General features: G+C 41.2%; 7 protein-coding genes. 2 read left to right on the top strand and 5 right to left on the bottom strand.

The window, feature by feature from the left end; all coding sequences use genetic code 11:
- Positions 1–984, bottom strand: a 984-nt coding sequence (locus Q0037_RS00100) for a hypothetical protein (protein ID WP_297513553.1), incomplete at its 3' end; no start/stop codon positions are given.
- Positions 985–1,147: 163 nt separating this feature from the next.
- Between Q0037_RS00100 and Q0037_RS00095 the strand changes: the two genes are divergently transcribed.
- Positions 1,148–1,591 carry a hypothetical protein gene (locus Q0037_RS00095; protein ID WP_297513550.1) on the top strand — a complete coding sequence of 148 codons (444 nt, stop codon included), beginning with the start codon at positions 1,148–1,150 and terminating at the stop codon, positions 1,589–1,591.
- Positions 1,592–1,594: 3 nt separating this feature from the next.
- Here the strand turns inward: Q0037_RS00095 and Q0037_RS00090 are convergent, their stop codons facing one another.
- The 3 genes from Q0037_RS00090 to Q0037_RS00080 form a co-directional block, all read right to left on the bottom strand.
- Positions 1,595–2,065, bottom strand: a complete 471-nt coding sequence (locus Q0037_RS00090) for a GyrI-like domain-containing protein (RefSeq protein WP_297513547.1) — start codon at positions 2,063–2,065, stop codon at positions 1,595–1,597.
- Positions 2,065–2,583: a hypothetical protein gene (locus tag Q0037_RS00085; protein ID WP_297513544.1), complete on the bottom strand. Its 519-nt coding sequence runs from the start codon at positions 2,581–2,583 to the stop codon at positions 2,065–2,067. The genes Q0037_RS00090 and Q0037_RS00085 overlap by 1 nt, the downstream gene beginning before the upstream one ends.
- Positions 2,584–2,644: 61 nt before the next feature.
- A complete protein-coding gene (locus Q0037_RS00080) occupies positions 2,645–6,112 on the bottom strand; it encodes a methylmalonyl-CoA mutase family protein (RefSeq protein WP_297513541.1) in 3,468 nt (1,155 codons plus the stop codon).
- Positions 6,113–6,238: 126 nt separating this feature from the next.
- Between Q0037_RS00080 and Q0037_RS00075 the strand changes: the two genes are divergently transcribed.
- The gene (locus Q0037_RS00075; RefSeq protein ID WP_297513538.1) at positions 6,239–6,949 is read left to right on the top strand and encodes a DUF4197 domain-containing protein; all 711 of its coding nucleotides are present in this window, start codon (positions 6,239–6,241) and stop codon (positions 6,947–6,949) included.
- 170 nt (positions 6,950–7,119) lie between these two features.
- Here Q0037_RS00075 and pyrF read toward each other — a convergent pair.
- Positions 7,120–7,705: orotidine-5'-phosphate decarboxylase (gene pyrF / locus Q0037_RS00070; RefSeq protein ID WP_297513535.1), on the bottom strand; the 586-nt coding region annotated here is incomplete at its 5' end.

Genomic DNA, 7,705 nt, shown 5'->3' with positions numbered 1-7,705 from the left:
TACGGGGGAATTATCGCCAAAATCCCAACTTGATGCCATATAATTTGTACTGAGATTCACAAAGTTCACCGTTACACCATTGTTCGTGGGATTGAAATCGGGTTGTACAGGCACGAAAGCAAATGCTGCTTGTGGGGTAAGACAACGTTGGAAATCCATAAAACGAACCGTAGTGGGTGCCCATTGGTTGTTTACTAGATTTCCAGTGGCTTCCAACACAGGAATTTTGTGGGCTGGATCAAACCATTGGTACGATACGGTAGTCGTGATGGTCGTTTGAGGCGTCCCATCGACGGTGATAATGGTCGTTTGTACCAACGTACTTTTAAGTTTCAAGACATTGGCAAAGGAACCAAAAGGGGTAACTAATGTTCCCCACCCTTCTACCAAATTAGTGCGTTGTCCAGTCGATTGAATTTGCACTGGAAAACCAAAGGATGAAAGATTGGCATCAATCGCAAAGGGCTGGGTAGCTGTATTCCCAAAATTTAAGGGGAATTGATACAAATCATCAGGATCATCGTAGGACACGACAAAAGGCACTGTAGTCCCATTGAGGGTTACTTGTGCCCCAATCATTTTATTTTGTAGGACGGCATTGGTTTTATTTAAGTGATTGACCACATTTGTCAATCCAAATCCTTGCAAAACGAGACCGTCAGTTGCAGTGTTGGCTAGGTTAAAATTGGCATTGAACTGCGAATTGCAATTAAAAAAATAACTATTTAAAAAACACCAAACAGTCTTATAACCACTATTATTGGGATTTGTCCATGAAATTTGCTCTTGTGTTTGAGGTACTAAAGCACTGTAATCCCAAGCAATACCTGCTCCTGTGACAGTATAATCCAATTGTAACGCAGTAGGGTCGGGAGTAGTAACATAAAAGGAATCGCCCACCGAAGCAAAATTAGCAGCCGTATAAGTCGATTGACTATACATAACAGCAGTTATGCTGCATAGAAGTAGAGTAATGATACGCATTTTGTTGAAAATTTGCCCAAAGATACTAATCCCAAAACAATCCTCCTAAAAAACCATAACTATTTGAATATAAGATAAATTAAATTACCTCCCCCTGATAAATATCATATCCAAAATAAAGGAATGACCATACCTTTATCCTACCAATAAATAGGTATAGCCCATGAATAAAACCCTTTTAGCTTTAGAAATTGTTGCTGAATTACAAGCATACATTCAGCAAATTGAAAACTCGGTAAAGCGCTTTAAAATAGCGACCGATTTGGATGACAATGACACCTTAGACCCTGAGGATTATGTACGACAATCAGAGGCTGCGGAAATGCAATTGCGGTATGAACAATTGTTACGACAAGCCAAAGAAATGGAAACCTTTATGTTGGAACATGAACAAAAGGAATATACAATAATTTTGCCCGGAGCACTAGTAGAAACCGAAATGTATTACATCTATGTGGGCATCTCCATCCCCTCTTTTAAATGGGACGATAAAACAGTGATTACCTTGAGTGAAAAAGCACCTGCTTATGCAAAAATGCGAGGTAAAAAAGCAGGTGACACGATTGAATTAGGTGCCAAAAGACATAAAATTGTATGCATTTCCTGAGCGTTAGTACTGAATTGGAATATAAACAAGCTCCTCCGATTCGGGGGAGTTTTTTTTGTATTTTTCAGTAAGCACTTCAAACTGGGGACGATTTTCCCAACACAGTCCCGCTTGGGGCAACCCTTGGGAATAAATTGCACGATAAAAATCCGCTATATTGGAACCATCACCACGGTAAGTAAAAACGGCATAATGCCCCGCAGGAATCGTAAGCACCTGCATCCCTTCGGGCAAATTTTCAATGGAGGTAACCGCTTTAACAGCCCACTTTTGAAAAACTACAGCAGGATCAAAATTGTAATTTTCAGGATAAACCTGCACATTGTAGAGATCTGAACCAACTGTATTTTGAATTTCATAACACCGCGGCATAAAGGATTGCCAAAGTTCGCTTACTTGATAATCTATCAACGAAATTGATCGAGAAATCCCCACAAAAGTGGATTCTTGAAAATGAACGATTTGGGGGTGCATTACTTTCGTCTCTCAAAAAATTGTTTTACCCCACGAAAAGTACTCAAAACGAATAAGGTATAGATTAAAAGTCCGAAGTAAATAAGATATTGCGCCACAGGATGTCCCGTTTTACTTAAATAATTGGCATAAGTTATCGCCAAATAAACAAGGTATACAACTGCCGGAATTGTCACAGCACTCATGAGTTGAATGGCCCAGGGTTGTTCATCTTTCGCATAACGTGCTAGGATACCGATTACAATCATTAAAGGTAACAATGTTAGTTTGATGGCAAACGATTCCTGAGGAAGAATAAAATAGGCATATAGAGGAACAATCATTGCGGTATGAATTACCAAAAAAGCAAAAGCTAGGACATCCATTCCCATCGGACGGTTTTCCTTCAAATAGGCTTTGATAGCTGTGCGTACTTCGTCTTCGGTAAAACCATCCCGTACCAAAAACCGAATGGTATTGGTGTACGTGTAATTTTTAGAGAGATAGTGCGCCACCTCTTGGTGTAAATCTTTTTGCATGACTTAAAAGTATAAAAAAACAGACAGGATTTTCGCTGTCTGTTTGTATTTAACAGGTGTTTTACATATTTCTTCGGTACTGTCCTCCTACTTCAAACAAACCGGCTGTAATTTGACCTAACGAACAATATTTGGTAGCTTCCATTAATTGATCGAACATATTGCGGTTGTTGATAGCGGCGTCTTGCACCTGAGCGATGAGTTCTTTTACTTTTACACCATGCGCTCCGTGAAGATTTTGTAACGTTTGAATCTGCACTTGCTTTTCTTCTTCAGTCGCACGAATGACCTCTGCAGGTAAAACCGTAGGGGAACCTTTAGAGCTCAAGAACGTATTCACCCCGATAATAGGGTATTCACCCGTATGTTTCAAGGTCTCATAATACAAACTCTCTTCCTGAATTTTACTGCGTTGATACATGGTTTCCATAGCCCCTAAGACTCCACCACGTTCGGTGATCCGATCAAATTCAGCTAATACCGCTTCTTCCACCAAATCGGTTAATTCTTCAATGATAAAAGACCCTTGAATGGGGTTTTCATTTTTAGCCAATCCCAATTCTTTATTAATAATCAACTGAATCGCCATCGCACGACGCACGGATTCTTCGGTAGGTGTTGTAATTGCCTCATCATACGCATTGGTATGCAACGAATTACAGTTGTCGTAAATAGCATACAAGGCTTGTAAGGTGGTACGAATATCATTAAAATCAATTTCTTGGGCGTGTAAGGAACGACCCGACGTTTGTATATGATACTTCAACATTTGTGCCCGTTCGTTGGCGCCGTATTTAAACTTCAAGGATTTTGCCCAAATCTTTCGCGCCACACGACCAATCACTGCATATTCGGGATCGATACCATTGGAGAAGAAAAACGACAGGTTGGGACCGAAATCGTTGATATTCATTCCGCGGCTTAAGTAATATTCGACATAGGTAAATCCATTGGCCAACGTAAACGCCAATTGCGTAATCGGATTGGCACCCGCTTCGGCAATGTGGTAACCCGAAATTGATACGGAATAGAAGTTGCGCACATTTTTATGAATAAAATACTCCTGTACGTCTCCCATTAATCGCAACGCAAATTCAGTCGAGAAAATACAGGTGTTTTGCGCTTGGTCTTCTTTTAAAATATCGGCTTGAACGGTACCTCGAACTTGCGACAGGGTTTGTGCTTTAATCGTTGCGTATACCTCAGGACCCAAAATCTGATCGCCCGTAACACCCAACAAAAGCAATCCTAAACCGTTATTTCCTTCGGGTAAAGCACTTCCTTTTTCGGGATGAAATGGATTATACGCTTTTCCCTCCACGCAAATGTATTGAGGTCGTCCAACTCCTTTGGCATCATACAACTCTTTCAAACGGGCATCCACCAAATGTTCAAGTCCATTTTCACGAATATATTTCTCACAATTTTGATCGATAGCTGCATTTAAAAAGAACCCTAATAACATTGGAGCGGGTCCATTTATCGTCATCGACACCGAAGTCGCAGGATGACACAAATCGAATCCAGAGTATAATTTTTTCGCATCATCCAAACAACAAATCGAAACCCCAGCATTTCCGATTTTTCCATAGATATCGGGACGGTGATCGGGGTCGTTTCCGTATAAAGTTACTGAGTCAAAAGCTGTGGACAAACGTTTCGCTGGCATGCCCAAACTCACATAGTGAAAACGACGGTTGGTTCGCTCGGGGCCGCCTTCTCCGGCAAACATACGCGTTGGATCTTCGCCTTCGCGTTTGAAAGGATACAATCCTGAGGCATACGGGAATTCACCCGGTACATTTTCTTGTAAACACCAACGGAGCAAATCACCCCATGCTTGGTACTTGGGCAAAGCCACCTTTGGGATTTGCGAATGGGACAAACTTTCGGTATGGGTTTGGATTTTAATTTCCTTATCGCGTACCTTAAAACTATAGACTGGATTTTTATATTTATTGACTTTATCTTCCCATGACAACAAGACTTCCCAGTTGTAGGGATCTAAGTTCATTTTTACACGATCAAATTCTTTAACCAATAAGTTCACCAATTGTTGTGCATCTTCAGCAGCTGGATTGGCGACTTCAAGTCCCGATTTGGTCATCACTGGCACTTGACCACATACCGATTCTATCGTCTTGTAAACTCCGTACAATTTTTGGGCCACGTCAACTTGAACACTAACTGTTTGATCGTAACTGCGGTTATTTTCAGCAATCTCCGAAAGGTAGCGGGTACGGTTGGGTGGAATTACGTAAATCTTCTCACTCATTTCACGGGTAATCGCGAAGGTGGACTTTAAGTTTGATCCTGTCTTTTCGACAATTTTATCCATGATGGATTTGTACAATGCGTTCATCCCTGGGTCATTGAACTGAGAAGCAATGGTACCAAAAACGGGCATGGTATCGGGATTGACATCCCATAGATTGTGGTTGCGTTGGTATTGTTTTTTGACATCGCGAATCGCATCTAAAGCCCCGCGTTTATCAAATTTATTGAGTGCTACTAAATCAGCAAAATCCAACATATCGATTTTCTCCAACTGTGTCGCGGCACCAAACTCAGGCGTCATCACATACAAGGAGACATCAGAGTGGTCGAGAATTTCGGTATCACTTTGTCCAATTCCGGACGTCTCTAAAATAATCAAATCGTAGCGCGCCGCTTTCAACACTTCAATCGCTTCGGCTACATATTTGGATAAGGCTAAATTCGATTGACGCGTCGCTAAGGAGCGCATGTAAACACGCGGATTATTGATAGCATTCATTCGAATACGGTCACCCAAAAGTGCGCCACCTGTTTTACGTTTGGAAGGATCGACAGAAATTAGACCAATCGTTTTTTCCGGAAAATCAATCAGAAAACGACGTACAAGTTCATCTACCAATGACGATTTTCCTGCACCACCGGTTCCCGTTATCCCCAATACGGGAATAGCAACTTCTTTATTGCTTTCATGAATAACTTCCAAAGCGGGCTTGGCAACCTCGGGATAATTCTCAGCCGCTGAAATCACCCGTGCAATGGCTCTCGGATTTTTCTCATCCAAATGATTGAGTTCGCCATTCAACACATCGCCAACGGGAAAATCAGCACGTTGCACCAAATCGTTGATCATTCCCTGAAGTCCCAAAGCGCGACCATCATCGGGAGAGTAAATGCGCGTGATACCATAGGCTTGCAATTCGGCAATTTCTTCGGGCAAAATGACACCGCCGCCACCGCCAAAAATCTTGATATGACCGGCGCCTTTTTCTTGCAAGAGGTCGTACATATATTTGAAATACTCATTGTGTCCGCCTTGATACGAGGTCATGGCAATCGCATTGGCATCTTCTTGAATGGCTGTATTCACAACTTCTTCCACACTGCGGTCGTGTCCAAGATGGATCACCTCACATCCAGTCGCTTGGATGATACGGCGCATAATGTTGATTGAGGCATCGTGCCCATCAAACAAAGAAGCTGCGGTTACAATTCTTACTTTATTTTTAGGAATATAGGGTTGCGCTTGTTCCATTTTTAATTGTAAAAGGATTTTAAGTGCGCAATTTACGAATAATATAAATTTTCTACCCTATGCTGTTAATTGAAATAATGTTAACATTTGCAGCATTATCTTTGAAGGTATTCAAAAAAATAAAATATGAAATCGATACTTTACTTTGCCACTTCCCTTTACATGATGAGTTCCTGTTTGGAGATTCCTTCTCTAGCCGCTTCTCATTCACACAACACAACCCAAAATCAATTGGACTTAGCTGGTGGATTGAAAGAAGCGTTAGATTATGGGATACGTAAGCAGGTGGTAAAACTTATGGCGGTGGATGGATTTTATAAAAATGAGTTGGTAAAAATAATGATGCCCGAAGAATTGCAACGGGTGGACAAAGCCCTGCGAAAAGTGGGTTTGGGAAGTTTGGCCGACGAAGGTGTTTTAATGTTGAATCGAGCTGCTGAAGATGCGGTGAAAGAAGCCACACCTATTTTTGTGAATGCGGTGAAAAACATAAGCATTGCCGATGCCAAATCGATTATTATGGGCGATAATCGCGCGGCGACAAACTTTCTAGAAACCCAAACTACGCTACCGCTTTACACCCAATTCAAACCTGTAATTCAACAATCGTTTGCCAAAGTTGGAGCGGATAAAGTTTGGAATCAAATTATCAGTAAGTACAACGGACTTCCTTTGGTCAAAAAAGTGAATCCCGACTTGACCGATTACACCACACGAAAAGCCTTAACGGGAGTATTTACGATGATCGCTTTGGAAGAGCAAAACATTCGCACCAATCTTAATATGCGGCCCACCAAGCTATTGCAACAAGTGTTTGCGTTACAAGACCGAAAATAAGCCTTAAAATAGTCTTAATTTTTTAGTTATCAATAACATAAGAATAACAATCTATTAACACAAGCACATGTAAAATAGTTGGATATTTGTAGTGAAATAATGATTTATTATTTTGTTTGGTTTAGGTTAGTTAAGAAAAAGCCGGTTTTCTGTTGAAAATCGGCTTTTTTTTAAGATAACAATGCTGCCATTTGCTGTTGGAGTTTCAATGCTTCCCCTCGGGCCTTTTCGGCAAAATCAACTCCCGAAGACGCATAAATGATGCCCCGCGACGAATTGACCAACAAGCCGATTTGGTCGTTTTTACCATAATGCCACACCGCTTCCAAACTTCCGCCTTGTGCTCCCACGCCGGGAACCAAAAGAAAACTATCGGGAATAATGGTACGGATATCTTGCAAATACTCGGCTTTGGTGGCCCCGACTACGTACATAAGGTTGTGACTATTTTTCCATTTTTTTGAAGTCTCAATTACTTTTTTATACAATTCGTGCTCGCCAACCTGTTGCGTTTGAAAATCAAAAGCTCCTTCGTTGGAAGTTAACGCCAAAAGTATCGTATGTTTATTTTCAAATTCCAAAAAAGGTTCCACCGAGTCTCTTCCCATATAGGGTGCCACGGTCACCGAATCAAACGCCAAATCTTCTAAAAAAGCTTTGGCATAACGTCCTGAAGTATTGCCAATATCCCCTCGTTTAGCATCGGCTATGGTAAATTGCTCGGGATAATTTGCGTTTAAGTACGCAATGGTTTTT

This window comes from Flavobacterium sp. (assembly GCF_027482425.1).
Taxonomy (GTDB): domain Bacteria; phylum Bacteroidota; class Bacteroidia; order Flavobacteriales; family Flavobacteriaceae; genus Flavobacterium.
This window is presented reverse-complemented; position numbering and strand designations above follow the sequence as displayed.